General features: G+C 41.8%; 21 protein-coding genes and 2 riboswitches. Of the genes, 7 read left to right on the forward strand and 14 right to left on the reverse strand.

Annotated elements, in window-relative coordinates:
* The first annotated feature begins 184 nt into the window (after positions 1-184).
* On the forward strand, positions 185-859 hold the full coding sequence (locus tag RRG12_RS24865; protein WP_420760998.1) for a HupE/UreJ family protein: 675 nt from the start codon (positions 185-187) through the stop codon (positions 857-859).
* Between the two features lie 485 nt (positions 860-1344).
* Here the strand turns inward: RRG12_RS24865 and RRG12_RS24870 are convergent, their stop codons facing one another.
* Positions 1345-4464 carry an MFS transporter gene (locus tag RRG12_RS24870; protein WP_420760999.1) on the reverse strand — a complete coding sequence of 1040 codons (3120 nt, stop codon included), beginning with the start codon at positions 4462-4464 and terminating at the stop codon, positions 1345-1347.
* A gap of 486 nt (positions 4465-4950) precedes the next feature.
* Between RRG12_RS24870 and RRG12_RS24875 the strand changes: the two genes are divergently transcribed.
* Positions 4951-5154 carry a high light inducible protein gene (locus tag RRG12_RS24875; protein ID WP_069068507.1) on the forward strand — a complete coding sequence of 68 codons (204 nt, stop codon included), beginning with the start codon at positions 4951-4953 and terminating at the stop codon, positions 5152-5154.
* A gap of 205 nt (positions 5155-5359) precedes the next feature.
* On the opposite strand, the gene RRG12_RS24880 is transcribed toward RRG12_RS24875, so the two are convergent.
* The 5 genes from RRG12_RS24880 to ntrB form a co-directional block, all read right to left on the reverse strand.
* Positions 5360-6697, reverse strand: a complete 1338-nt coding sequence (locus tag RRG12_RS24880) for an ArsB/NhaD family transporter (RefSeq protein ID WP_420761000.1) — start codon at positions 6695-6697, stop codon at positions 5360-5362.
* Between the two features lie 114 nt (positions 6698-6811).
* Positions 6812-7432, reverse strand: coding sequence for a universal stress protein (locus RRG12_RS24885; protein ID WP_420761013.1), 621 nt, complete (start codon positions 7430-7432; stop codon positions 6812-6814).
* A gap of 204 nt (positions 7433-7636) precedes the next feature.
* Positions 7637-7854: riboswitch (cyclic di-AMP (ydaO/yuaA leader) on the reverse strand.
* 16 nt (positions 7855-7870) lie between these two features.
* Positions 7871-8707, reverse strand: a complete 837-nt coding sequence (locus RRG12_RS24890; RefSeq protein WP_069068504.1) for an ABC transporter ATP-binding protein — start codon at positions 8705-8707, stop codon at positions 7871-7873.
* 455 nt (positions 8708-9162) lie between these two features.
* Positions 9163-10605 carry an ABC transporter substrate-binding protein gene (locus tag RRG12_RS24895; RefSeq protein WP_420761001.1) on the reverse strand — a complete coding sequence of 481 codons (1443 nt, stop codon included), beginning with the start codon at positions 10603-10605 and terminating at the stop codon, positions 9163-9165.
* A gap of 152 nt (positions 10606-10757) precedes the next feature.
* The gene (ntrB, locus tag RRG12_RS24900) at positions 10758-11609 is read right to left on the reverse strand and encodes a nitrate ABC transporter permease (protein ID WP_420761002.1); all 852 of its coding nucleotides are present in this window, start codon (positions 11607-11609) and stop codon (positions 10758-10760) included.
* A 96-nt stretch (positions 11610-11705) separates the two neighbouring features.
* A riboswitch (cyclic di-AMP (ydaO/yuaA leader) is annotated at positions 11706-11925 on the reverse strand.
* A gap of 439 nt (positions 11926-12364) precedes the next feature.
* On the opposite strand from ntrB, the gene RRG12_RS24905 reads away from it, so the two are divergent.
* The 3 genes from RRG12_RS24905 (at position 12365) to RRG12_RS24915 (ending at position 15410) form a co-directional block, all read left to right on the forward strand.
* A complete protein-coding gene (locus tag RRG12_RS24905) occupies positions 12365-13555 on the forward strand; it encodes a sensor histidine kinase (RefSeq protein ID WP_420761003.1) in 1191 nt (396 codons plus the stop codon).
* A gap of 373 nt (positions 13556-13928) precedes the next feature.
* Positions 13929-14891, forward strand: a complete 963-nt coding sequence (locus RRG12_RS24910) for a lipase family protein (protein ID WP_420761004.1) — start codon at positions 13929-13931, stop codon at positions 14889-14891.
* Positions 14892-14945: 54 nt separating this feature from the next.
* A complete protein-coding gene (locus RRG12_RS24915; RefSeq protein WP_420761005.1) occupies positions 14946-15410 on the forward strand; it encodes a hypothetical protein in 465 nt (154 codons plus the stop codon).
* Positions 15411-15526: 116 nt separating this feature from the next.
* On the opposite strand, the gene RRG12_RS24920 is transcribed toward RRG12_RS24915, so the two are convergent.
* A complete protein-coding gene (locus RRG12_RS24920; RefSeq protein WP_420761006.1) occupies positions 15527-16837 on the reverse strand; it encodes an aminopeptidase P N-terminal domain-containing protein in 1311 nt (436 codons plus the stop codon).
* A 734-nt stretch (positions 16838-17571) separates the two neighbouring features.
* Here RRG12_RS24920 and RRG12_RS24925 point away from each other — a divergent pair.
* The gene (locus RRG12_RS24925; protein ID WP_069068500.1) at positions 17572-18813 is read left to right on the forward strand and encodes an FG-GAP repeat domain-containing protein; all 1242 of its coding nucleotides are present in this window, start codon (positions 17572-17574) and stop codon (positions 18811-18813) included.
* Between the two features lie 100 nt (positions 18814-18913).
* Here RRG12_RS24925 and RRG12_RS24930 read toward each other — a convergent pair whose 3' ends face one another.
* From RRG12_RS24930 to prfB, 6 genes are all read right to left on the reverse strand, one after another.
* Complete coding sequence (locus RRG12_RS24930) at positions 18914-19681, reverse strand: MBL fold metallo-hydrolase (RefSeq protein ID WP_069068499.1); 768 nt, start codon at positions 19679-19681, stop codon at positions 18914-18916.
* A 3-nt stretch (positions 19682-19684) separates the two neighbouring features.
* Positions 19685-20284, reverse strand: a complete 600-nt coding sequence (locus RRG12_RS24935) for an anthranilate synthase component II (protein ID WP_420761007.1) — start codon at positions 20282-20284, stop codon at positions 19685-19687.
* A 256-nt stretch (positions 20285-20540) separates the two neighbouring features.
* Positions 20541-20996 (reverse strand): diacylglycerol kinase family protein, encoded by a 456-nt coding sequence (locus tag RRG12_RS24940; RefSeq protein ID WP_420761008.1) that lies wholly within the window; start codon positions 20994-20996, stop codon positions 20541-20543.
* 153 nt (positions 20997-21149) lie between these two features.
* Entirely contained in the window at positions 21150-21677 is a 528-nt protein-coding gene (ybeY, locus tag RRG12_RS24945; RefSeq protein WP_420761014.1) for an rRNA maturation RNase YbeY, read from the reverse strand.
* Positions 21678-21716: 39 nt separating this feature from the next.
* Positions 21717-21872 (reverse strand): DUF3285 domain-containing protein, encoded by a 156-nt coding sequence (locus RRG12_RS24950; RefSeq protein ID WP_084226969.1) that lies wholly within the window; start codon positions 21870-21872, stop codon positions 21717-21719.
* Between the two features lie 191 nt (positions 21873-22063).
* A protein-coding gene (gene prfB / locus RRG12_RS24955; protein WP_420761009.1) for a peptide chain release factor 2 occupies positions 22064-23186 on the reverse strand; the annotation gives its coding sequence in 2 pieces (ribosomal slippage) (positions 22064-23113 and positions 23115-23186; 1122 coding nt in all).
* Positions 23187-23720: 534 nt separating this feature from the next.
* Between prfB and RRG12_RS24960 the strand changes: the two genes are divergently transcribed.
* Entirely contained in the window at positions 23721-23984 is a 264-nt protein-coding gene (locus RRG12_RS24960) for a hypothetical protein (protein ID WP_069068495.1), read from the forward strand.
* Between the two features lie 77 nt (positions 23985-24061).
* Here RRG12_RS24960 and ggt read toward each other — a convergent pair whose 3' ends face one another.
* Positions 24062-25840 (reverse strand): gamma-glutamyltransferase, encoded by a 1779-nt coding sequence (gene ggt / locus RRG12_RS24965; protein WP_069068515.1) that lies wholly within the window; start codon positions 25838-25840, stop codon positions 24062-24064.
* Positions 25841-25972 lie beyond the last annotated feature (132 nt).

Here is a 25972-nt window from a genome sequence, read left to right on the forward strand (position 1 = left end):
GTCCCCCTTTTTAAGGGGGATTTAGGGGGATCGAGATATGTGCAACTTCACATTAAATTACAACTTACTCAGCACTGAATACTGAATTAGATGAAGCTAGTACCATCTAGCGTAATTACCACGTTAGTTTTTTGGGGTAAGTGGGTAGTATAAATTACCGAAAAAACTAATTTGGCATATAGTGATGTTCAAAACTAAATTATCCCCATTCCGTACTTCACGGGAATTTTATACCTCGAATTTAATGTATCGCCATATTGGGGCGATCGCAGTTCTAATTTTAATTAGCTTGCTGAGTTCATTAAGTGGAACACCAGTTGACCATACCATCTCTAACTACTGGGAAGGCTTTCTCTGGGGACTGGCAGATCCAGTAATTGGCTTGGATTGTTTAGTTGGTATTGTTGCTATTGGCTTACTCTCATCTGTGTTTATTCGTGGTGTTGTGATAGTTGGATGTTTTACCTTAGCAGCAATATTGGGCATTGTAATTCATTTATTCCAGCTAAATTTTCCAGGTGTAGAAATAGCGATCGCTATTTCTACGATCATTTTTAGTACTATGCTGATGATGCCAAATCAACCAAACTTTGTGGTACTTGCTCTGATGGGCATCAGTGCTGGTTTATTTCAGGGTTACACTGTTGCTGAATCTATTATTGGGGCAGGAACGATACCATTAATTGCCTATATAGTAGGTATGACCTTAACTCTGTTTGCAGTTGCCATGAGTGCCAGACAAATTGGTGTTGCAATGGGTATGGGAGAAATTAACCGAACTTTACCCTGGAAAATTACCATTGCTGGTTTCGCTTTATGTGCGATCGGCATTGTGTTTTTGAGCAGTTCAGTTATTTAAATCATATATTTCAATTCAGTGGAATACATTCATTCGTGGGGGCGTGCACCAGCTGTGCGCCCCCACTCGTGATATTGAGTTCACTCGCATCCCATCACCGCGTTACCCCACCCTAACCCTCCCCTTGTAAAGGGGAGGGAACTAGATTTTCTTGTTTCCCCCCTTTACAAGCTACGGTGTATACACAAGTATGAAATAGCTGATTAACCAAGGGTTTACCCCACCCTAACCCTCCCCTTGTAAAGGGGAGGGAACTAGATTTTCTTGTTTCCCCCCTTTCCAAGGGGGGATTAAGGGGGGTAATTTGACTTGTGTATACACCGTAGCCTTTACAAGGGGGGATTAAGGGGGGTAAAACGTATGTGGGATAAGCGTTTAAGCTTAACTTGAAACCAATGTTCATGAATTAACCCTACAGCGTAAGTCCTAAATACAAAAAAGCCTCCCATACCGGGAGGCTTAAAAGTTAGCGGAGACAACTTAAACTACAGCGCAATTACAGCGATCGCTCCTCCTAATGCAGAGAAAATCGCGGAGACGAGTGCTGTGGCAAACAGCCACCAAGCTGCTGTAGCTGCGGCTTTGCGGGTTTCTTCTGCTTGCCGCTGGGCTTGATGTTTCACCTGTTCTAGGCGGCGTTGGGCTTCGTGCTGTATGCGTTCTGCACGTTGTAATACTGTGTTGCGGGCCCGTTCAATTTGGTCGATGATCCGGTTGGCATCTTCCTCGGAGATGTCCTCACGAGAACTCATAATTGCCACTAGGGTATCACGGTCAAAAGAGGATAGGCGATCGCGCAGAGCATCAAATCCCGCCTGGGGATCGTCAAAAAATGTGCGAACATCGTGCTTGATACTGTCATAGTTAAGTTCCGGGCGATCCAAGGAGTTCAGGTAGTTGCGAATGCGGCCAAAAACCCCATCAATTGCATCTTGAATGCCTCGTTGAATATTCCGCACTTGTTCTACAAATTGATCCCTTACAGATACAATGTTGTCGGCAATCCGCGCCGCTTCTTCATCAGAAATATCTTCCCGAATTTTCAGCAGGGCGATGATGGTAGAACGGTCAAAATGGGAAAGGCGATCGCTAAAACTTTCCACCCCGACTCGTGGATCATGCAACAATAATTGCAAGTCGCGTTTGATACCTTCAGGATTGAGTTCTTCTTTGCCTGTTTGGCGCAGATACTCTTCCACATAACCTTTGAATGTTTCCACTCTTTGCTGTGTGCGGCTAGCAAGGCGACGAGGCGCACGTACAAAGTTGCGAATCGAAGTTTGGGTGGAATCAATGATTTCATTGACTTGTTCTTCACTCAAATCTTGACGTTGACTAAGCAACTTCACCAGTGTATCCCGGTCTACCTGCGACAACCGACGGCGTAGGGCTACGGCTCCTTCTTTGGGATTTTCAAACAATCTGGTCAAATCTCGTTGAATACCTTCTGGATTCAATTCTTGTTTACCAGTATTCCGGAGATAATCTGCGATCGTGGTGGTAACAGAGTCGTATTGCTCTTTCGCCTTATCTGCTAAAGCTTGAGGTGTGTGGCGAATACTATGCCATGACTCCTCAGCAGTATTGATGATTTGATTAATTTGATCTTCACTCAAATCTTCCCGCTGATTCAACAATTGCACTAAGGTATCGCGGTCAAAGCGAGACAATCGCGCCCGAATTGAGGTGATTCCACCTTGGGGATCTTCCAGTAACTTTTTGAAGTCGGCGCGGATGGCATCAGGATTCAGTTCTGATTTTCCGGTGTTACGCAGATATGATTCTACATTCAGCCACAGGGTTTCTGCTTGATATTGTGCCTGTTCAGCTAGTCCTTTGGATTCTACCAAGACGCGATCGCGTTGTTTTTCCAACTCATCCAGAATGGTGTCTACTTCATATAGCTGGACATCATTACGTTGCAGCAATATCTCCCGAATTTCCTGCCTTTCAACCTGCGCCAATCGCAATGTCAGAGTTTCATAATCTGCCTCTGGGTCTTGCAACAGAGGTTTGAAATTCTGCTCAATGCCTTCGGCTGTAAAATCTGCTTTTGGAGTAACGAGCAGATAACTTTCCACTGCGCGTTGCAAGTCTTGGACTATATCTCTTTCTTCGTTCGCTCTCACTGTCACTAGCACTTCTTTACGGACAGTTTCTAACCGATCGGCAATGCGCTGAATTTGTCCTTGAGTGAGCAATCCCCGCTGTTGGAGGATTTTGGCGAAATCATTACGAGATAGTCGTTCTAGTTCCCTGCGGACTATTCCAGGGTCAGCTGCGGGGTCGTAGATGACATCATGAAATTCCTGAGTGATTTTTTCTGGACTCAGTTGCCAAGCATAAGTGTTGTAGAGGTAATTTTCGACATCAGCCCGAATCGGACTATAAGGTTGCGATGGTGTTGGCAACCCTAGCTTATCTGCTTCTTGGGTGACTTTATCTTTGGCAGTGGTGAGGCTACGCAAGATTTTTTCTACATCCAAATCAGACAAATCTGTTCTTCCCAACACAATGCCGGTTAAGGCAGATAGTCCTTGCTGGAGTGTACTTTGAATTGGCCCCGTAGCTGCCTTTTGGTCAGATTCTTTGGAACCACCCTTTTCTGCGACTAACCGATCCAGCTTGGCGTTGAGTTCATCCGTTTTACTTTGTCCTGGTGGAAGTGATTTCAGATAATCCATCAACTCACCCAAACGGTCTTCCGTGGGTGGTTGCTGACTTACCACTTGCTGCCAAACTTTATACAACGTATCAGCAATGCGGCTAACGTCTTTTTTGGAAAGGTCGGTACGGCTGCTGACTAACTCGATGAACTTTTGGCGGTCGATGTTGCGGATATCTGGAGTCCCTGCGATCGCTTTTAACTGCGGATCGTTGAGTAAATTTTCAAAATCACTCCGAATCTTTGACACATCGATTTCTGGAGGACGGATCTTTTCTAAGTAATCTTCAATGTTTTCCCGGATACTTACGGGGTCAATGGCGCTTCCTAGTTCCCGACGAACGGCGGCGGCGGCGGCTTCAGCTGTTGCGACCACTTGGTTATTCACAGCTTTAGCGCCCAGTGCGGCGGTAGCAGTCCCCATAATCGCCTGAAACCCGGAGGTTGCCGTATTGACGACTGAGCCAATTAAGGAGCCTACTGTGGTGGAACTTACCCAAACGAGAATTAGAAAGTAAGCACCCCAAATCACCAAACCGAGAATCGCTCCCAATCCTGGATCTAAGATTACCAGGCTCAATTTTACTGCGAGGAAAGAAGCGATTAATAAGGCGATCGTCACAGTGATTAATGTCCAAATCCCCACTGCTGTGCCGATTTTGCGAATGCTGCCACCCAAACTTCCGACTTCCCCATCATCTGAATCCGAATCAGATGAGTGCCCCAGGTAGGAAATACCGGCTGCAAGGGAGAGATTAGTTAGAACTAATTGGAAAGCAAAGGCTAGAATCACGCCGGAGATTAAAGCCACAAAAAAGCGCGGCCCGGAAACGAGAGCCGATGCCTGTGCTGGTGTGACGTTTGAGGATTCTGCTGGAATCTGTGCCACCCACAATAGTGGTTTGTAGAGTCCTAGCATGATGTCCGTACTTTGGAACATTGTATTTCCTTCTTCTAAGGTTTAAATTTGGGGGAATTAAGATTTTCTTGAGAAGCAACTCTTAGTATTTATTTATTTTTGTACCTATGGCAATACCTAACTCTTTAGATCAGAATCGTAGAATTTAGCTGTTTAAAGCATCCATCCAAAGGCTGAAACCCTCATCCAGCGCAAGATATAACTTTTCTTATCTCTTGGCAAAAACTTCATCTAATTGGCAGATAAGATTATGTATATATCGTTCATTTTAATTTTTGATTGCTGATTTATAGCGATTTATTTGCCTCAATTGTAAACTTGTCAATGCATAATTTGGATTTATTTACATAGTTATTTGTTGTCACCCTCTCAAGGTGGATTTGTCCGTACCAATATGTTGTTGATTATCGTCCGCAAGAAGTGCCTATAGTTTGTTCCTATAGGCATAAAGCAGTTTAGTTATAAATAGCTACATTAAAGTTAACAAACGAATCTTGAGTAAAAAAAATGGAAACACGTCCTTCAACTGATTTATCAACTGTTGCTAAAGCTTATAACGGCATAGATCGCAACGCATTTTTGTTTGGCTGGACTCCTCAAGCCGAAATCTGGAATGGTCGATTAGCAGCTATTGGCTTTCTTGCCTATTTACTTTGGGATTTAGCTGGTTTTAGCGTTCTGCGCGACGTATTACACATAATCGGTTACTAATAGTCTGCCACAGCCATTTTGACTGCTGAAAATATTTCGTAGTCAGCACTTTAGTGCTTCAAGCAGGGCTAAAGTTACTCACTAAGAACTTATCAAAATTAATGTGGTGGAGTACTAGAAATTAAACACCTAAAACGGCTTTAGCTCTACTTTGAGAGATGGAGCCGCTTATTACAAACTTTTAATTACTTACGCCTACTCAGAGCTAAAGTAAAAAGCGAACTAACACATATAAAGCTGAAGCTACCAGTTGTAATAGCATCACTGGAATACCGTAGTGGAGAAAAGTTTTAAATGAAATGCGGCGTCCATGCTGCTCAGAAATCCCAGCGGCTACGATATTAGATGATGCACCTACAAGTGTGCCATTACCTCCTAAAGTTGCACCAAACATCATGGCATAAAACAGAGGTAATACTTCTGGCGGAAACTGTCCTTGAAAGTCTTGTGCTAAAACTTCTGTGGGTGCTAATCCGACAGTCACAATATATTGTTTAAGTAAGGGAACCATCCCCACCACTAAAGGAATATTAGGAACTACGCTAGATAATATCCCCACAAAAAATAATAAAAATAGGGAACCCAGGATAATATTTTTTCCTAAAATTACTGCCAATATTCCTGATAAGCCATTGATTACACCTGTTTTTTCTAGTCCTCCAATTAGAACGAAAATACTCATAAAAAATATCAATGTACTCCAGTCTACATCCCGCAAAATGTTGTTAACTGAATCAATTTTGCTATGGTGAGATAAAAGCAAAGCTAAAGCTGCTCCTAACAAAGCTGCGGCAGCAGGTGAAATCGGAACTGGTAAAGATTCTCCGATGACAAAAAATAATAGGACGAAAAATACAATAATTGCACCAAAGCTTAAAGCACGTGGATGATTTATTTGCGGGTGCGGCAGTTCTTCAAGATTATCTAACTTTGTATTCCAAATTTTACGGAATAAAAATGGTAGCGTTGCAATCACTATGACAATAGCAATTACTCCTCCTAAACTCAATTCCAATAAATAATCTGTAAAGCTGATATTCACAGCATCACCGACAATAAATGTAGCAGGATCACCAACTAAAGTTAGCAGTCCGGCACTATTAGCAACAAACACCATTAAAATCAATAAGGGGACGAAATTTATCCCAACTTCTTCCGCCATTGGTGGAATTAAAGGTGCTAGCAACATTACTGTTGTGGCATTTGGTAAGACTGCACAAATGGGTGTCACTATAGCCACAATACCAAGTAATAGACGTTTGCCTTGTCCTTTAGCTAGAAGTACTATTTGAGTGGCTAAATAATCAAATATCTTCGTAGGCTCAAAAGCCCGTACTAACACCATAACTCCAAAAAATAAACCGAGTGTTCCATGACTTTTGCCGATGTAACCAACAGCTTCTTGCAAAGTCATGACGTTGCTAAAAACTAATAATAATGCTCCCAATAATGCCGCAATAGTGAGATGTACCCATTCTGTCATTACTAAAACAATGACGCTTATAAACGTAATCACACTAAGGATTGCTTGCCAGTTTTCCACACCCTAAACTCCCGAAGTTGAATTATTTACTTGGTAGCGAAAAAAGTCACCTATTTGTAGGTGACTTATCTATGATTGCAATTGGATAAAAATTACTGAAATTTGAAATAGCGATTATTCATCAATACAACTGGGAATACCCAAAACGGCGCAGGGAAAATTAGAGCCTAGTGCCTCAATCATCGGATGATTCACAGAGTTGCAACCTAAAAACAGAATATCGGCATTTTCTGCTTCAACAACTTTGGCTAGTTCTGTGGAAATGCAGCCAAAGCGCAAATGAGATTTGAAGCAACCCTGCCATTCTTCAGCCAAACTTCGAGCTTGCCAGAGAATTATATCTGCTTGTTGTAGGGGAGTTACTACTGTCTGCAATTTTGGTTGAGTTAATACTAGTGTGACAGACTTTGATACTTCACTAACCTGACATTCCAATGAAGGCTGTTGTTGTGGAAAACTCAAGATATTTGGATACTGGCTGCTTTGATTATCTTCTAATACATAAACAGCTTGAACTGTAACTTCTACATTAGTAGCTAAACGGGTTTGATGGGCAATCCAAAAGGCAACATCTAATGCCGTATGACTTTTGGGAGATCCGTCATAAGCAACAATTAAATTAACTGCTTTTGAGCTTTGAGGTTTGTTATAAAAAGGTTTTTTTGGTTCTGGCAGCAGTACCATTTGTTCAATTAAGTCATCTCGACCTGTGGCACTTTGTAGACGTGCTAACATTGGCTTGATTTGCACAGCTTTACTTCTCCCAATGAAATGAATTAGCAATGAGAAGCAGGGGGGACAAATTTTGGATTTTGGACTTCGGCTACGCTCAGTCGAACGATTTTGGATTTTAGATTGAGTAACGATAACCAAAATCTCAAATCTTAAATTCAGTCAAGGAAACCCCAATAATAACTGTATTACAGCCAAACTCTTGGGGGTTCCTTCCATTGCCTACGGAGTTAGCTGACGGGCTAAGACTGGAAGGTGTCTCTCTCTTAGGAGTGCTGAGTCGTGAGTGCTGAGTGTTGAGTTAAAAATTAATTATTCTTCACTTTTTACTCTTAAATTGCCGCTCTCTGCAAGATTAGCCCCAAACATTGGTTCCTCCGTTTCAAATCCAGCTTTCATGAATTTGAATTAGGCTACCCACTAAAAAAATGATAATCTAATTTACTCGTCTTGGGCAAAATATCGATCAAGGAAATTTAGGGCGTGGTTGCGGAGTTCAAAATATTCTTTTGAGTTTCGCATGGCGGCGCGATCGCGTGGATGCTCAAAAGGAACTTCTAAAATCTCCCCGATATTAGCAGCTGGGCCATTGGTCATCAAGACGATGCGATCGGACATATAAATTGCTTCGTCTACATCGTGGGTAATCATCATCACTGCTTGACGATTATTTTCCCAAATATCTAATACTTGCCGCTGCAATTTGCCACGAGTTAGCGCATCTAGTGCCCCAAAAGGTTCATCCATCAGCAACATTTTAGGACGAATTGCTAAGGCTCTGGCAATACCTACTCGTTGTTTCATACCTCCAGAGATTTCATCAGGATATTTGTCAGCCGCCGCCGTCAAGTTTACCATTGCCAAGTGCTGATTTACAATGCTAATTTTCTCAGCCCGATTAGCATTTTTTAGCACTTCATCCACAGCTAAACGGATATTTTCTCGTACTGTTAACCAAGGTAACAAAGAATAGTTCTGAAATACCATCATCCGCTCGGCTCCTGGCTGACGAATTTCTTTTCCATCTAGCCGGACTGAGCCGGAAGTTGCTTTTTCTAAACCAGCTACTATCTTGAGTAGAGTTGATTTTCCACAACCTGAGTGACCAATTACAGAAATATATTCATCTTCACCAATGGTCAGATTAACTCCATCTAAAACGACAAAGTTCTCTTGATCAGGTGTCGGATAAGACTTGACTAAATTTTCAATTTCTAAAAATCCAGTGCGGGGCATAACTTCGGTTTGGGTATTAATAGGTAATGAAGTATATTCCATCATCAAATGCTCCCGAAATAATCTAGTCAATCAATTTTGGATTGTTTCCGATCAAAAGGATGCTGGCTGCTGATAGCGCAGCATTAGCGACGTATGATATAAATGGTCGCTGACCCACCCGACCGTATTGAACAGACAGGCTAACTTCAAAGTAGTAGTAAGATACTTGCCGCAGATAAATCGGTAGATCGGGGAAAGAACACTGTTAGCTGGTTTGCTATTGCAATAAATCCAAGCGGTGTTGTGCAAATAAAAATCAAACTGCCTGGGGTAGACGGGCGGCTGCCTGTTGACGCTTTGTAAGACCATCATCGGATTTAGTTCCGAATTTCTAGTAATAGGAATGCCTAACGTGGCAAGAGCGGATGAAACGGGAAACCCAAAAGACGAATAAGACCGTCGTTGCTGTAGTTGAAATTGGAAGCTCCTTTTTCAGCGAAGCAAAAAGGGGTACTTCACGACATGAAAAAGTTAGTGGGAGCGTTAGCCCTGATAGCAAAACTATTCAGATAACCCACCGGATCGCTGGGGTCGAAGCCTTTCTTATCTATAAATACTTCTGGTGGTTCGACCTTGTAATCATCCTTGGGACACTGAATGCCCATTTCAGATGCTATCTCCCGATATAAATCTGTTCTCCAGCCATCTTCGGCTAGTTTCTCGGCATTTTTGGGGAATTCCTTAATTTGTCCCCACCGCGCTGCTTGTGTCATTAACCAGATACTTCTCGATCTCCATAAGAATGTCGAGTGTTCTCCTGGCTGCTTGGGAAGGTTGTCAGGAATATCGAAGAAAATCGTGGTGTCATCGGCTTGGATGGTGCGGTCTTTGCCGTCAAAGCCGCCGTAATTATAGTTGCCCAGAATTCCGGGACTTGTAAATTTGGCAATTGGAGCATCTTGATTTTTGGGTTTAGCACCTGTAAAGGAACGGTCTGTAAGTAGTTCGGCTACTTCTTGGCGGTTTTCTACTTTGCTGCAATACTGACAGGCTTCAATCATCGCCTTGACTAAAGAACGATAGGTTTTGGGATATTTTTCGATGAAAGATTGCATCACTCCCAACAAACGATCTGGGTGTCCCAACCAGACTTCTTTACCTTGTGCGAAGGTAAAGCCGATGTTTTCATTACCTGTTATTGCTCGTGTATTCCAGGGTTCTGCAACCATGTAAGCTTGCATGGCGCCAATCCGCACGTTTGTTACCATTTGAGGGGGTGGAACGATGATGATCCGAAACTCTTTAAGCGGATCAACACCTGCGGCGGCAGATACGTAGCGGACAAAGTATTCATAAATGGCAGAACTTAATACTACCGCCCAGACTTTGTTTTCTGACGACTGCTTCTCAAAATAGCCTCGGAAATCGCGCCCAAAGGCTTCCAAAGCGCCATCGCCATATTGTTCTTGATATTCGTACCACGGACGCAGCCCAAAATCCCACATGGCTTTGTTCATTGTCATGGCGTTACCATGACGATGAATGGTCATGGCTGCACACAAGGAGGCTTGGCGTGCGCCTTCAGCACCAATTCTGGCGTTGGTGACAGCACCGGATACTACGGGTGAAGCATCCAGGCGACCAAAAATTAAACCGTCGCGGGAATTAGCCCAACTAGCTTCGCGGTTGAGTGTAACGTTCAAACCATATTTGCGGAAGAAACCTTTTTTCCAGGCGATCGCAAATGGCGCACAATCATTAACGGGAACGTAACCAATGGTAAGGTCAGATTTTTCTAGGTCTTGGGATCTAACTACTGGTTGTACAGCTAAGGCTTCTTCAGTTAGTCCTTTGGCTGATCTATCTCCTGAAATTCCACAGGAAGATAGCGCTATTCCGGTTGTGGTTGCTCCGATTCCTTTAATAAAATCTCGTCGAGTCCAGTTATTATCACCCATTTTTGTAGCTCCACTGGTGGATCAATTTTGGATTTTAGATTTTGGATTTTAGATTTGTTTGATTAGACGCTGCGCGAACAGATATTATTAAATTTTGGATTCTCAATTCTTCAATCCAAAATCTAAAATTTAAAATCTAAAATTCCCTTTAGTTAGTTGGCAGTTCTAGGGCGATGGGTTACTAATTCTTGGATTTTGCCCAGGGCGTAATCTAGGATTAACCCAGTTAAGCCAATTATCAACACAGCTAAAAAGACTGAACTCAGGTTTAAACGACTCCATTCATCCCAGACAAAAAAGCCGATACCAACACCACCTGTGAGCATTTCCACGGCAACGATTACTAGCCACGCTATGCCTAAACTAATTCGCAAACCTGTAAAAACATACGGCAAACTTGCAGGCCAAATGATTTTTGTAATTCGTCGCCAACGTGGCATTTCTAGCACTCGTGCCACATCTAAATAATCTTTGGGAACGCTAGAAACTCCTAAGGCAGTATTAATAATTGTTGGCCATAAGGAGGTAATAAAGATGACAAAAATGGCGGAAGGATCTGCTAAGTTGAAAATTGCTAAGGCGATAGGCAGCCAAGCTAGGGGCGATACGGGTTTAAAAATTTGAATTATCGGATTAAGTGCTAGCATTGCCGGTCTGGACATTCCAATTAGAAACCCCAAAGGAATCGCTACTACCGCACCTAATAAAAAGCCTATTAATACCCGACGCAGACTTGCTATCAACAACCAACCAATTCCTAAGTTGCCTGGGCCTCTTTGGTAGAAGGGATTTAAGATGTAGTCTAAATTAGCGATTAGCGCTTCTGGTGGAGTGGGCATCAATTGATGGTTGGCAAGTGCAATAATCCACCACAGCACAATTATTCCCAAGAAGCCCAATACTGGTAAAAAGAAGACATCTCTAAGGATTACAGGTTTGGTCTTTTTCCAAACAGCTTGCCCAGCGATCGCCGCGATCGCTGCTAAATTGAGTTGAAATATCATTGACAACCTCAACAGATTTAAGTGCAGGTACAAAAGTCTGAGCAGTACCAGCCTTGGACACTGATGAGATCGGAACATTATAAAAATGCCGTCTCTTCAGTCTCCTCTCAATGCCTACGAAGTTAGCTGACGGGCTAGGGCTGAGAGATGCCCTTCTTAAGAGAGTTATGAGTTATGAGTTATGAGTTACTAAATTTTATTTAATTTCTAACTCCTCACTCTCAACTCCTCACTTTCTATAAGATTCGCCCCACAATTTGGTTCCTCCGCTCCAACGTCACGCACTATGATGCGTTGGATTAGGCTGACTTACTCGAATAGATACTAAATTATGCACATTATAACATCTATATGTAGAGCATAACATTAATGCTTTAATAACTATATCTGTTTTATGGTAAATGTTGTTTATTTTAATACTGAAGTCAAGTACCTACATTGGCTTTTCGGTAATCAAGAAAATCTCTAATTTTGGTTGTATGGTGACTGAAATCCTTACACAGCAAGCTAAACATTTTAATTAAGTCAAGTATCAATCCTGTTAACTGCAAGAGTTTTATTGTTTGTTTTAGGATATATATTATACCGCATAATTTTTATTTACGGTTAGTTAATCTAACCAACGAAAGAATGTGTAAAATCTATTTCTTTTGGTAGGTGGAACATATCGATTTTTTTGGTAATTATCCATTTCACTCGCTAAACTATTTGGATATGGAAGTTTACTCATCTATCTCCTAGCTGAATTTAACATAATGGATTTTAGTCAAGTACTGGCTGAAAAAACGGATACCATCCTCAAAAAATGGATTGCAGCGGTTCGTAAGGATAGACGCATTGAAAGTGCTGATGAACTATCTTATACAGCAGTAAAGGATCACGTCCCTGATCTTTTGAAAGCAATGGTGACAGTTCTTTCAAAATCTCAGGATAATGATATTCGGTCAATGGTTATTGCCAGTTTTCAGCATGGAGCGATTCGAGCCGAACAAGGCTTTGATCCAGCAGAAATTGCCAGAGAATATCATCTACTGCGAACAGTAATATTTGATGCTATACAAGCAGATTTATTGAAGGGAACCCCATCAGAGATAATTCGTTCCATGCGTTTGATTGATGCGATTGTAGATGAAGCGATCGCTCAATGTTTCAAGAGTTATGTTGAGCAACGCTTGCGAGAATTACACCGATTGCAAGCATCACTAACGCTCCATAATGAGGAACTCACGCGGTTAATTAGCGCCAATCAAGAGTATCTTTCCCAATTAGCCCACGAATTGAAACATCCCCTCACTTCCATTATTGGCTACTCGGATCTATTTTTACGCCAACAACGACGCAAGACTGAGATAAAAGACAACTTTACCAATTTAGAACATATTGAGCGGGTACTACGTAATGGTAGACAGTTACTTCATCTGATTAATGATGTACTAGAACTTTCGCGCTATGAAGCGGGACAGATAAAACTCCAATTAGCGCCTACCGATGTGCGTGAATTAATTGGTAATGTGTGTGAAATGTTAGAACCTTTAGCTGTGGGAAAAAATTTACAAATTGTGGTGGATTGCGATCGCGCTCCCGAAAAGGTAATGGCAGATTCTTTTCAATTGCAACAGATTATCACAAATCTTATTAGTAATGCGATTCGTTATACAGAGTCGGGGACTGTAATTATAATGTGTCAGGTGTTGGAGAATCAGAGATGGGCGATCGCCGTTTCTGATACAGGAATTGGCATTGCACCAGAAAACCAAGACCAAATATTTGAACCCTATTTTCGTGTAAGTGCTAGCGATCGCCCCTATCTTCCCGATAGTACTGGGTTGGGGTTAGCGATCGTATCGCGGTTGGTAAAATTATTGCAAGGTCAAATTAACCTAGCTTCGCAGGTAGGTGTTGGTTCTACTTTCACCGTCATTTTTCCCTTGGAAATGGAATTTTAAAAGTATTGGGCGATAAAGCAAAGTCCACCTCCATAGACTAAGAGTAATGTGAGTTCGATAAACCTCTCTTTGCCTTGAACTAGAGTTCAAGTCTGTCCCTCTCCGAGTCGGAGAAGGACGGTTTTGCGTAGTAAAACCAGGGAGAGGTCTTTTTTTACGGTTATAAGTTTGTATATTGCACAAAAAGAAATATTACGGAGAAAGTTTCTATATATTTATAACAAATTAAGTAAATAAGCGGAAAAGTTCTGGTATATTTTCGGTGTTCTAAAAAAACTCTGTAACAGTACCCATTTCAAAATCTCTGATTGGAAATTACAGGTAGTGAACAACCTAATTAACAAGTATCTTAGACACCTGTAAGGTTAAACTTATGACTTCATTTGCTTCTCTCTATGAGAAATTTGATGCTATTCAAGCTCGAAAACTTGCAGGATTAATTCAACAAGCATATGACCAATTTGACCTAAGAGGAACAGGGCTTTGGAAACTTGGAGGGTCTTACAAATTAGTTGGTCAACTTGGTAGAAAAGAAGTTCCCTTTGGTTTTGTTGTCTCTGAAACCGATAGTAATAATGTAGTGGTTGTATTTCGAGGCACAAAGAGATTTATAGAATGGTTCAAAGACGCAAATATTCAACTTGTTTCTTACAAAAACAGCACAGAAAAGAATGGACAAACGGTGAAAGCAACTTGGGATATTGCTGATGGTGTTACTGAGGAGTCTTCAAGCGAAATCCCGACTACCAAGGATTTTGGCGATGTAACCGCAGGCTTTCGAGGGATCTACATTAATCTCCGGAAACAGATGGTTGAAGCACTCAAACAATGCTCGGCAGATTCTCGAATTTTTGTAACGGGACATAGCCTCGGTGGTGCGTTAGCAACTTTGGCAATTCCCGATATTCTCAACAATACTCAGTTTAATAACCATCAAAAGATTGAACTGTATACCTTTGCAAGTCCACGATGTGGGGACAGGACTTTTGCTACTGCATTTAAAGAGACAGGCATACAGCACTGGAGAATTGCAAATACTGAAGATTTTGTGACGACGCTTCCATTCCCAACAGGAAATGTTTTTAGAGCGGAATCACCAATGAAATCACCAGAGGCAGAACTTGGTCAAGGTGGAGTAAACGGTGTAGATGAAAATCCAAATCCAATTTTTGGGTTTTTCAAAGAAATGTATAACAGAAGAAAAAGAAGAATGCCAGACTATGTACATACTGGTACACCTATCTATTTTACATTTCATGCATCTGCTCTAGAAATGCATCATAATTTGCATGGGGTTTATATGGATGGAATTGGTCAAGAACCACTTGACTTATAAGATAAATTACTAGCAAAATTTTGGCTGATACCAATTCTCTGTGAAGCAAATTAAATGGCTAATGACAATATATCGCTTTCTGAATTTCAGAAGGAATTTATTCTTTTGGAGTATTCTGAGATTCGCAGACAGAACCAATCCTACTTTGAAGAGACTAATAATTTAGCTCGTTATGCAGTAATTATTGCAGGTTTAGTTTGGACATGGTTATTAATACAAAAACCTCCACAAAAAGTAACTGTAATTGCAAGTTGGTTGCCACTATTAACTTCTATCTTGTTCACACTTAGAGTTATTACTCTTTGGCTTGAGTTACTGCATCGAAGCACATATATAAAAAACATTGAAGAAATGCTTAATATTCCAAAAAACTTAAATCCAAATAACTCTAAATTTGAATTTGGATTCGAGAAGGGTCTTCCAAAAAATGGGATAAGTTGGATTTTTTTGAGTGCAGCTACTTTCTGGACTCTATTAATAATTACTACACTAATAGTACCAAAGCTATTATTTGGCTGATCTTATACGTACTTCTGGTTGCAGTTTTATGAAATAGAGCTAACTCAGTAGTGGGTGGGTAATCGCCAGGGCTTTTCAAACATTCTCTTAGGGATGGTAGACACCATCCCCATTTTCTATCTTTCTATTTCATCTACCGCTTTGGGAACTCCCGCAGTTAACACTTCATGTCCATCAGATGTAACTAATACATCATCTTCAATACGAATACCAATACCAACCCATCGAGAATCTGTCTCTGGCTGGTCTTCTGCTAATTTCGTATCTGGCACAATATATAGTCCCGGTTCCACTGTCAAAATTTGACCTGGTTGTAAAATCTGCGGTTTGTCTTCACCGTGCTGGTAAACACCCACATCATGGACATCTAAACCTAACCAATGACTGGTGCGGTGCATATAATATGGCTTATATTTCTCTTCTTCAATTAACTTGTCAATTTCACCTTTGAGAATGCCAAGTTCAACTAAACCTTCCGTGATAACACGCACTGCTGTATCATGAACTAAGTTGAAAGGATTACCTGGTTGCACTTGAGCGATCGCTTGTTTTTGTGCTGACAAAACAATCTCATACAGTGTTTTTTGTTCTGGCGTAAATTTACCCCCAACAGGAAATGTCCGGGTAATATCGGAGTTGTAATAACCGTAAGCACAACCGGCATCAATTAGCAATAATTCTCCATCCTGCATTTGACGATTATTTTCAATGTAGTGCAGTACGCAAGCATTCACACCGGAAGCCACAATGGAAGGATAAGCCGGCCCTAACCCACCCCGCACGCGAAAGATGCGTTCCATCTCTGCTTGGATTTCGTACTCATAACGTCCAGGTGCGGCGATTTCTTGGGCATAATTGTGTGCTTCAGTTGCGATCGCAGCTGCTTGACGCATCAATTCTAACTCTGCTTCGCTTTTGATCAATCTCATGCTGTTGAGGACAGGGCCAGTATCTTCAATAGCGATCGGCCCAGTGCCGCGCTTCGGATAAGTCCGCAGTAAACTTTGGTAATGTCTCAGGATTTGATCATTGAAGGTGCGATCGCGTCCTAAGTGATAATAAATCCGGCTGGCTTTTTCTAAATACTGCGGTAACTTTTCATCTAACTCGCTAATGGGGTAAGCTTCATCAGCACCATACATTTCCTTGGCTGCATCTACCCCACAAAGATAACCAGTCCATACTTCCTTTTCCCGATCCTTCGGTTGGACGAACAGTACAAACCGATGTTCTGAATGATGCGGCGCTAACACTGCTACTGCCTGTGGTTCATTAAAACCAGTCAAGTAGAAGAAATCACTGTCTTGGCGATAAACATACTCGACATCGTTGTGCATTACTGCCATTGGCGCACTGCGAAAAATGGCTGTACCATCACCAATTTTTGCCATTAATTGCTCGCGACGCTGCCGATATTCTGCTTGCATAGCTGATGTATGTATTAAAGTATTGTGTTATTTTACACTTTTGGCAACCAGAGTATGCACAGATCATGCCTCTGAATAGTTGCTAATCTAAGTTATTCTAACCAATATTTGTTTCGATTCAAGTCATAAATCATTGGATAATAAACAATTATCTCGAAACACTTAAATCCCCGACTTCTTAAAGAAGTCGGGGATCTTGTTGTTATCTTATATAAATTCTGACATTTCATAAATCTAACAACACACAGTATAAAAGCTATAGGAATCTGCTTAGACAGGCAATAGGCAACAGGCAATAGGAAAGAAGGCTTCTTAGTTGTACTGAGTTTTTTCACCAAATCAAATATGAGTCCTATATGTCTCCTCAACCCATAATAAAAAAGCGATAGCTTCTATTTCAATTAAGTCTGTTTAATTAAACATAAAATAAATTTCTGTTTCGTAGGTAGATTTTTGATACAACCTTGAAATTTCAAAGAAAAGAGATAAAATAGTCATCATTTATCAGCAATCATATATAAGTTACAAAAAATATTTCGTAATTGCTTATATAGAACTTGAAATTTTTAGAATAATAGTTTAAAACAAACAAATATTTATCTTCAAAGAGTGACATTAATAAATAAAAAATAGTTCTAAAGAAATATTGAAACCCTAGTAAATGTTATTTCGTTACAGAAAGAGAGTGCCAAAGAAAGTTAAAAGAATATAACAACCAATAATAAAAATACACCATGCCTGACAATTCAAATTCCTCACCCTTAGGTTTGAATACATCTCGATTGTTATCAGATTCTTTTGCAAAATCAGAAATCTTGACAACTTCTCTTAAGAGTTTAAATTATGATTTGGGGTTTGGAAATAAGAGTTCTTCACTAGCACTAGAAAGTCAAGCGGTGACTGCGCCTATTAAAACGTCAGCAAATCCTAATCCTAATCCTTACTTAACTAGTGCGGCGATTACTCCTGACTTTAACGGTGATGGTAAAACAGACAAAGTTTGGGTTAATGCTTCAACTGGTGAGATTATCATTCGGTTGATGGATGGCACAACAGTTGTCGAACAGGGTTCTTTGGGTCAATTTGACCTATCGGCCTATGATTACAAAATTGCTGACTTCAATGCTGATGGCAAAACCGACTTCTTATTACGCAATAAGACAACCGGTGAAAATAGCGTTGTCCTGATGGATGGCACCAGAGTTGGTAGTGCGGCTGTTCTAAGTAGCGTTGATCCAGCCTGGAGTCCTCAGATTGGAGATTTCAACGGCGATCGCAAAACTGATATCTTCTGGCATAATGCCACAACTGGCGAGAACGCTATTTGGGAGATGGATGGCACCACCGTTCTAAATGCAACTGTTCTAGACCCTACAGACACAGCACTAACTCCTACCATTGTTGATTTCGACGGCAATGGCAAGAGTGATATCTTCTGGCGCAATACCACAACAGGCGATAACACCGCTTGGTTTATGGATGGTACGCAAAAGACTGAATTTGCTCTGCAATCACAAGATGCCGCTTGGACTGCTAACCTTGGTGATTTCAACGGTGACTTTAAGACAGACATTCTGTGGAGAAACGCTCAAACAGGTGAGAACAAGGTTTGGACGATGAATGGCATCTTAGTCACAGAAGGTGCTTTGGCTACACTTGACTCATCCTGGACTTCTAAAATTGGTGATTTCAACGGTGATGGCAAGACCGATATCTTCTGGCACAATGGAACCACAGGTGCAAACACCGCTTGGTTGATGGATGGCACAACAGTTGCAACTGAAGCTTTCTTGCCAGCTAATAACGCGGCCTTAGTACCATCTCTTGGTGATTTCAACGGCGATGGCAAGACTGATATCTACTGGCGCGACCAGACAGCAGGTACAGACAACATTTGGACTATAAATGAGACAACAGCCGTTGAGACTCCCATCAGCGAAGCAGATAAGCTTGGCCCAGAGTGGTATACATTCTAAAATCAGAATTCAGCATTCAGAATTCTGAATTCAGGAGGTAGGAGGTAGAAGTCATTATTCTCCCCCCTGCTTCCCCTGGTTCTTTCTCAGTCCATTTTATTCAAAATTTGTAACTCAAAACTTGAATTTCCCCATTTTCCGGCAATTTACCAGGGCTAATGGAAATACTATCTCCATTGCTACGCCGCACTGGCATACCTTGCATCAAGGTCAGGAAATCATCCACTGGTGAAATATCGCACTTAGCAGCATCAGCAGCCTGTGTCCGGTAATGGGTCGGAATGACTAACTTGGGATTTAACACTTGAACAGCCTGCTTTGCTTCCTCAGCATTGTAGGCTTTTGCACTGCCTCCCACTGGAATAAATGCTACATCGGGACGCCCCATCAGGATTTTTTGCTCAATGGAAATGGGTGCAGCGGCTCCGCCTAAGTGTAGGATATTAATTCCGCCTTGCTTCCAACTCCAAGCGGTATTTGAGCCAAACTGTTTACCACCTTTGCGATCGTGGTCTATGGCAATTCCTTGGAACTTAATGCCTTTAAACTCATAAACTCCTGATTCGTAAATGAGTTTTGCATTTCCCGGTAGTACGTCCACAGCACCTTCATCCAGCAGTTGACTGCTAATCAACACTAAATCTGCTGCCACTTTTGGTAGACGATACCCAGCAGTACAGCCGACCGCCCGAAATGGATTGACAAGAACTTTCGCACCGCCACCAGTAAAAAGAAAGCAAGTATGACCCAACCACTGAACTGATAAACCGCTAGATTGTGCGTCAGCTTGAGATTCAGAACCCAAGGTAGTAACTAAAGCTGTGACCAACCCCGCCCCAGCATAGCCCATCAACTGTCGTCGTTTCATTAATTATGCTCTTGACTGTAACTGTTCCAAAAAATTTCGCAATAACTGTTTTCCTGAAGATGTCAGGACACTCTCTGGGTGAAATTGGACGCCCTGAATGTGAGGATAGTTCCGGTGTCGCACTCCCATAATGGTGTTATCTTCAACCCAAGCGGTGATTTCTAACACATCTGGGCAAGTCTCACGTTCGATTACCAAACTATGATACCTGGTGGCGGTTAGAGGATTTTCTAATCCCCGGAAAACTCCCACCCCAGTGTGAGACACCTGAGAGGTTTTGCCATGCATCAATTCTGGAGCCGGAATTATTTTACCACCGAATACTTGACCGATACTTTGATGTCCCAAACAGACACCCAAAATTGGTAACTCTTGTCCTAGCTGTTCAATCAATTCTAAAGAAATACCGGCATCTTCCGGGCGACCAGGCCCAGGAGAAATAACCACAGCTTCCGGCTTTAAGGCTTGAATCTCATCTATGGATATTTTGTCGTTACGAAAAACTTTAATCTCATCTGCAACTGGGAATTCTGCTGCCAATTCTCCCAGATATTGCACTAAGTTATATGTAAAACTGTCATAATTATCGATAACTATAATCAAAGCTCATCACTCCTGGTTTTTAACACTCATTCAGTTGCAAACAGCATAGACAAATATCTCATGCTATTTGTTCGGTAGGTGTAAAAATAACGCTGACGTGGACACGTATATATAAAGCGGCTACTCTACGACAAGCCACTTCGTAAAGTTTGAATTGTTTATAATGTGTTATGCAAAGGAAATCGAACAGAGTGTAATTCTCTTACCGAGTCACTTGGCGATGCCTGCGGTAAATACTCGCCTCCGTAAATCACTTCTACAAAGCCGATATAATTAACGTTACCAGAGGAGGGAGCAATAGCGTACCAGCTACTAGCACCGCTACTAAAGCAGAGACAAGGACTGCACCAGCTGCACAATCTTTAGCAATTTTTGCCAGATCATGGTATGTCTGCTTAACGGTTAAGTCCACAAGGGACTCGATCGCTGTATTTAGTAACTCTAATGCCAAAACTAAACCACTAGTTATACCAATTACCGCTATTTCCACAGCTTGCAGATGTAAAAAAACGCTTAAAGCGATCGCTAAAGCACAAACACTTACATGGATGCGAAAATTACGTTGAGTTTGAAAACTATAGCTGATTCCAGCCCAAGCATATTTAAAACTAACAAATAAATTAGAGGCTACTTTCCAAGAGAATTCTCGTTCGTTAGACACAAGTGTTTGTAACGAGGTAGGCGTTTGTGGTGGAGAAATTTTTTGGGACATAGACTTAAAAATACAAAGATAGAGTTGCTACAGTGGGAATATTTGCCAATCTTAATGGCAGAATTAACTTTGAGGCAATCTTTAGGGAATTTTCCACAGAAGTATTATAAAAGTATTACCAAAAATTGACACTAACGGATACACAAGCTACTGCTATTCAATGTCAATAGTAATACCTACTGCGTTCAGCAATCTCACTTGCTGTTCTAACATTCGCTCCAAACTTTCTTCATCAGGATGATCCCAGCCTAACAAGTGCAATAAACCGTGAGCAGCTAACCAGGCTAGCTCAGTTGGTAAGCTATGTTCTTGTTGTTGAGCTTGGCGTTGTGCCGTATCTACAGACACAATAATATCACCTAGATATAATGGCACAGAGGTTAGCATTTCTTCGCTTTGAGGAAAATCCACTTCCAAAGCAGCAAAGGCTAAAACATCGGTAGGCTTATTTTGTTGACGATACTGAGAATTGAGTTCTTGAATTTGCGAGTCATCTGTCAAACGCAACCCAATTTCATAACTTGGCGCTGACGGAATCTGAGGGTGAAGTATTTCTAACCAGTCATTAAACCAGTTTTCCCAAGTTTCAGGAGGAATTCGGGCATAAGTGTCCCCAATCTTTACGGATGTTGTCGGGGACAACTCGTAAAAATACTCTTCTACATATAGTTCAACTCTCAGGGGCACACAGTCTCCTAGTCTGAGGTTTACGGTTTGTCGTTAGTGAGTTAGGTAAGCAAGACCAACAAGGAGAGCTAAAAGCCCTACAGCAGTCAACGCAAAATGCTTCAGGGAAGTTGCACCCTTCCGCACCATGTTTCGCATGGCAAGTTTTACGTAGCTAGGTTGAGGTTCTGATGAAGGAGAGTTGCTCATAGTTATTTGTCTACAGACTCTTTTATAACTGTAACAGTTGGTCTGGGATAGAATAGCGATCGCCTGTATATTGCTGAGAAATTTATCTAAGATGCCATGCGATCGCGCCAATCTGAAAATACGAAAAAATAAATAATAAGTAGTAAGTAATATTAAAAACAATTTACTTACTACTTGTAAATAACTCTCAATTATGCAGGAGTGTTTTCTACTAGTTTATTTTCTTGGCGCAGATAAGCTTGGATGAATGTATCAAGTTCACCATTCATAATATCGCCAATTGCTGTTGTTTCCGTGTTTGTACGCAAGTCTTTCACCATTTGGTAAGGGTGAAATACATAGTTACGGATTTGATTTCCCCAGGAGGCTTCCACCATATCGCCACGAATTTCGGCAATTTCTTGGGCACGTTGCTCTTTTGCTATGACCAACAGCTTTGCTTTGAGGCGATTTAGGGCTTTTTCTTTATTTTGCAGTTGCGATCGTTCTTCTGTACAGCGCACCGCAAGACCTGTGGGAAGGTGAACAATCCGCACCGCAGTTTCTACTTTGTTGACGTTTTGTCCACCTTTACCACCAGATCGAGTTGTGGTAATTTCCAAATCTTTATCTGGAATATCCAATTGCACAGAGTTATCAATCTGTGGCATCACTTCCACCCCGGCAAAACTGGTTTGGCGCTTGCCGTTAGCATTAAAAGGTGAAATTCGCACTAAGCGATGTGTACCCATTTCCGATCGCAAGTAACCATAAGCATAGCGACCAGTAATTTCTAGGGTTGCCGATTTAATTCCGGCTTCATCACCCTCCGACTCTTCCGCTAAAGTTACCTTATAACCGTGAGCTTCGCCCCAACGGGTGTACATCCGCATCAGCATAAATGCCCAGTCTTGAGCATCTGTGCCACCAGCGCCAGCACTAATGGTCAGTACAGCACCTTCAGCATCATAGGGGCCAGAAAGTAATTGTTGTAACTCCCACTGGTCAAGGTCACGATTCAGTTTAGTGATGGTAGATTCTGCTTCTTGGAGTAGTGCCTCATCGGTTTCTAACTCCAATAACTCAACAACTGCCTTAGTATCTTCTAAATTGGTGTGCCAGCGATCGTATTGTTCGAGGTGGGCTTTCAGGTCGTTGAGTTCTTGTAGAGTCTGTTGGGCTTGGGTTTGGTCATTCCAAAATTCTGGTTGAGCAGATATTTTTTCGAGGTCTTGAATTTTGGCTGTCAGTGCAGGTACGTCAAAGATAGTCCTGGGTTTTACCCAGGCGGCCAGACAACGTTTCGATTTCGCGTTTGAGTTCTAAGACTTCCATTGTGCTTGTTGAATGATAGATAGAGCGCTTTGGATTGTGAAATTGCTCTTTATTCTACTTGTATTTATTAATTTTAGCTGTAGTTGGCCAAATTCTCTCTGCACTACTTCTAGTCAACAAAATTTTATCGAAAATTGGTGGGAATCCCATCATTGGTCATTGGTCATTGGTCATTGGTCATTAGTCATTAGTCATTTCCAAAATCTCTGATTAATATAATCAGAAAAACAAATGGTCTGATTGCGAACCTCAGTCAAAATAGTAGTTATTGTTACACCCAATCACAAAAAACGCGGATAACATTAGAAAAATCTCACCCCATAAAGAAGGTGAGCGAAAACTGTTTATCTTTGTGTCCTACTAACAGCTGTCCTCTAGGCATAAATTGTTAAGTAATTATCCTAATAATGGATAGAACTTAATTACACTTTGTCTAAAGTATTAGGCAAAAAAGTACTCCACAAGGGTGAGGTATTGCTTGACAAAATTCTGTCATTATGCGTTAGTTATTAGCTAAAAGCAAAGGAGTTTGCAATGCATCGACAAATGTGCTGGTTATCTAAGTCTGGTGGCGACGGAGAGAAAATTTTGTATTTGCAAACAGAACCCAATCAGCCTTGGCGTCCCTACACATCTGTTGGACATTTTGCAGTCCCAGATTATCAAATACCAGGTGGTTCTAAAGGTTGGGCAACTTATCAAAAACTTCTGAAAGCAGGTTGGACACTAGTACCTAGCGCACGGGCAAACGAGTTTGGCAACAGCAGCTACGCAGAGTCAACAATTCAAAATCAATAGTCATTGGTCATTTGTCATTTGTCAATAAGTCATTAGTTATTCTGCGGGTGGCTGTGTCTCCCCAATTACTGAATCGCTTACCAACCTCTTGGGGAACCTTCACCGCGAGGATCGGCGGCCCCTTCTAGAGTTCCATCGGGTGTAACTGCGATCGCGTTACCATTACCCCAGGGAGCAGTTTCCTTTATTTTGTGTCCCCGATGGCGTAAGTCTTGCACAGTTAAAGCATCTAAGCCCCAAGATTCAACGCGCAACTCATCTGGTAGCCATTGATGATGTATGCGTGGAACAGAAACAGCCGCACCAACATCCATGTTGTATTCCAGCACATTTAAAATCACTTGCAAAACCTGGGTGATAATCGTGCTACCACCAGGCGCACCCACTGCCATCCGGAAATGACCATTTTCTGTGACAATTGTGGGTGTCATGCTAGATAGAGGAGTTTTGCGGGGCGCAATGCTATTGGCATCGTTGCCAACCAAACCAAAGGCATTAGGTACTCCTGGCGCAGCAGCAAAATCATCCATCTCATTGTTGAGGACAATTCCAGTTCCCGGTGTCACTACACCAGCACCAAAACTGAGATTAATCGTGAAAGTCAAACTCACGGCGTTGCGTTCTTCATCCACAACACTAAGATGGCTGGTTTCAGGAGATTCATACCGAGGACAAGTAGATGAGGGAAGACGCAGACATTTAGAATTTAAATCTACTGGCTTGATCTCGGTCGAGGGTCTAGCCAATTGCATATTAATTTCTTGACGGCGTTTTTTGGCGTAAGCTGGACTAAGCAGTTCTTGTACAGGGACTTTGACAAAATCAGGATCGCCTAAATATTGTGAGCGATCGCTGTAAGCAATCTTCATTGCCTCTACCATTAAATGTATAGCGTCGGGATGATGCCATCCTAAAGATTTAAAATCGGTATCACCGATAATATTTAAAATCTGCAATAGATGAACGCCTCCCGATGAAGGTGGTGGCATTGAGCAAATTTTAGCTTGGCGAAAATTTCCACAAACGGGAGTGCGCCAGATTGGTTTGTAGGCTTTGAGGTCTTCTAGAGTAATTAAACCACCATTTTTTACCATATCAGAAGCGATCGCACGAGCAATACTTCCGGTGTAAAAACTTTGGGGATTTTGGGCAATTGCTGTTAAAGTGCGTGCTAAATCACGCTGTACTAGCTTCTCCCCTGGTTTGTAAAATTCACCGTTGCGAGTGAAAATTTCCCGCAGGGCTGGATTGTTAAGAAGTGCTGGCTGGCTGGATTGGTTTGTTTGCAGATAACGCCAAGTTGCTACATCGCCCAGAATGAAGCCATCTTTAGCGAGTGCGATCGCAGGTTTCATCACCTCTTGCCAAGAAAGCTTACCATAGCGACGATGCACTTCATAAAGTCCCGACACCGTTCCTGGTGTCGCCACTGCTAAATAACCTTTAAGACTGGCATTGGGACGCACCTTTCCTTCTGCGTCAAGATACATATTTCTTGTAGCTTTCAGGGGTGCGCGTTCACGGAAATCTAACGCTTTGATGTCGCCAGTTTTTTCAGAGTGCATCAGCAAAAATCCGCCGCCACCGATTCCGGCTGAAAAAGGCTCAACTACAGAAATTGCAAAGGTTGTGGCTACAGCTGCATCCACTGCATTACCACCTTTGCGTAACATCGAAATTCCCGCTTCACTCGCTAGGGGATGGGCTGAAACTACCATTCCCTTTTTGCTGCGTAGGGGTAAAGTTAAAGCAGCCGAGGCGACTTGGCTATAAACAAAGAGTGTGAAAGAAAAGACTGCGATGGCTACGTGCGTCGCAGGCATCGCAACTCGCTTGGCTTTAGTAACAGTAAGCATTTTTATACCATTTTTCATAAAAACTTATACATATATAGGATCTGAGTGTACTTAATTTATCAGATTTTGATTACCATTGTTTGCGTAGCTTGCCGCCGTAAGCATCACTCTCCTACTCTTCCTTGAACAGTT

This window comes from Nostoc sp. CALU 546, assembly GCF_048836525.1.

Excerpts from the sequence above, each read along its gene's own strand:
- RRG12_RS24925 (WP_069068500.1), top strand. The coding sequence starts at position 17,572 with ATGCCTGACAATTCAAATTCCTCACCCTTAGGTTTGAATACATCTCGA.
- RRG12_RS24905 (WP_420761003.1), top strand. The coding sequence starts at position 12,365 with ATGGATTTTAGTCAAGTACTGGCTGAAAAAACGGATACCATCCTCAAA.
- ntrB (WP_420761002.1), bottom strand. The coding sequence starts at position 11,609 with ATGATATTTCAACTCAATTTAGCAGCGATCGCGGCGATCGCTGGGCAA.
- RRG12_RS24950 (WP_084226969.1), bottom strand. The coding sequence starts at position 21,872 with ATGAGCAACTCTCCTTCATCAGAACCTCAACCTAGCTACGTAAAACTT.
- RRG12_RS24940 (WP_420761008.1), bottom strand. The coding sequence starts at position 20,996 with ATGTCCCAAAAAATTTCTCCACCACAAACGCCTACCTCGTTACAAACA.
- RRG12_RS24895 (WP_420761001.1), bottom strand. The coding sequence starts at position 10,605 with ATGGGTGATAATAACTGGACTCGACGAGATTTTATTAAAGGAATCGGA.
- RRG12_RS24915 (WP_420761005.1), top strand. The coding sequence starts at position 14,946 with ATGGCTAATGACAATATATCGCTTTCTGAATTTCAGAAGGAATTTATT.
- RRG12_RS24885 (WP_420761013.1), bottom strand. The coding sequence starts at position 7,432 with ATGTTAGCACGTCTACAAAGTGCCACAGGTCGAGATGACTTAATTGAA.
- RRG12_RS24870 (WP_420760999.1), bottom strand. The coding sequence starts at position 4,464 with ATGTTCCAAAGTACGGACATCATGCTAGGACTCTACAAACCACTATTG.
- ggt (WP_069068515.1), bottom strand. The coding sequence starts at position 25,840 with ATGCTTACTGTTACTAAAGCCAAGCGAGTTGCGATGCCTGCGACGCAC.
- RRG12_RS24920 (WP_420761006.1), bottom strand. The coding sequence starts at position 16,837 with ATGCAAGCAGAATATCGGCAGCGTCGCGAGCAATTAATGGCAAAAATT.
- RRG12_RS24930 (WP_069068499.1), bottom strand. The coding sequence starts at position 19,681 with ATGAAACGACGACAGTTGATGGGCTATGCTGGGGCGGGGTTGGTCACA.
- RRG12_RS24875 (WP_069068507.1), top strand. The coding sequence starts at position 4,951 with ATGGAAACACGTCCTTCAACTGATTTATCAACTGTTGCTAAAGCTTAT.
- RRG12_RS24890 (WP_069068504.1), bottom strand. The coding sequence starts at position 8,707 with ATGGAATATACTTCATTACCTATTAATACCCAAACCGAAGTTATGCCC.
- RRG12_RS24865 (WP_420760998.1), top strand. The coding sequence starts at position 185 with ATGTTCAAAACTAAATTATCCCCATTCCGTACTTCACGGGAATTTTAT.
- RRG12_RS24960 (WP_069068495.1), top strand. The coding sequence starts at position 23,721 with ATGCATCGACAAATGTGCTGGTTATCTAAGTCTGGTGGCGACGGAGAG.
- RRG12_RS24910 (WP_420761004.1), top strand. The coding sequence starts at position 13,929 with ATGACTTCATTTGCTTCTCTCTATGAGAAATTTGATGCTATTCAAGCT.